The organism is Bradyrhizobium sp. Kon69 (genome assembly GCF_055807515.1).
This window is the reverse complement of sequence record NZ_JBVVOS010000189.1, coordinates 1-345: the sequence shown is the minus strand read 5'-3', so window position 1 is coordinate 345 and position 345 is coordinate 1. Positions and strand designations below refer to the sequence as shown.

Genomic DNA, 345 nt, shown 5'->3' with positions numbered 1-345 from the left:
CCGTGCGATTTTGGTGTCTTGGCTCTAGGAAGGGACCAGGCCGAACGAACCGGCGAGTACTTCATTCGGCGCCGGCGACTCTGCCTCGAGGTCGACGTGTTCCGCGCGGCGGATGAAGGGCCCGATGTAGCCTGGCCACAGATCCAGCTTGCCCTGTTCATAGGGTTCAACGCCGAAGGTGTCAGCTACCCGCTGCGGCGCCGGTGCTTCGTAATGACTGCACATTTTGAAACTCCTTCAATTCTGACGCCTCAATTGTCATTTACCATCCAGAGCTGATCAAGCCTGGTGGTGTAGTTCGGGCTCATCAACTCACGACGCATCGCCCAGGCCGGCGGCGCCGGC

General features: G+C 60.0%; 2 protein-coding genes. One reads left to right on the top strand and one right to left on the bottom strand.

Going from position 1 to position 345, the window contains the following annotated elements:
• A partial coding sequence (locus AC0L3U_RS38775; protein WP_473365018.1) for a hypothetical protein occupies positions 1 to 279 on the top strand: 279 nt, incomplete at its 5' end.
• Here AC0L3U_RS38775 and AC0L3U_RS38770 read toward each other — a convergent pair.
• Positions 252 to 323 carry a DUF4113 domain-containing protein gene (locus AC0L3U_RS38770; RefSeq protein WP_473365019.1) on the bottom strand — a complete coding sequence of 24 codons (72 nt, stop codon included), beginning with the start codon at positions 321 to 323 and terminating at the stop codon, positions 252 to 254. The genes AC0L3U_RS38775 and AC0L3U_RS38770 overlap by 28 nt on opposite strands.
• Positions 324 to 345: the final 22 nt, after the last annotated feature.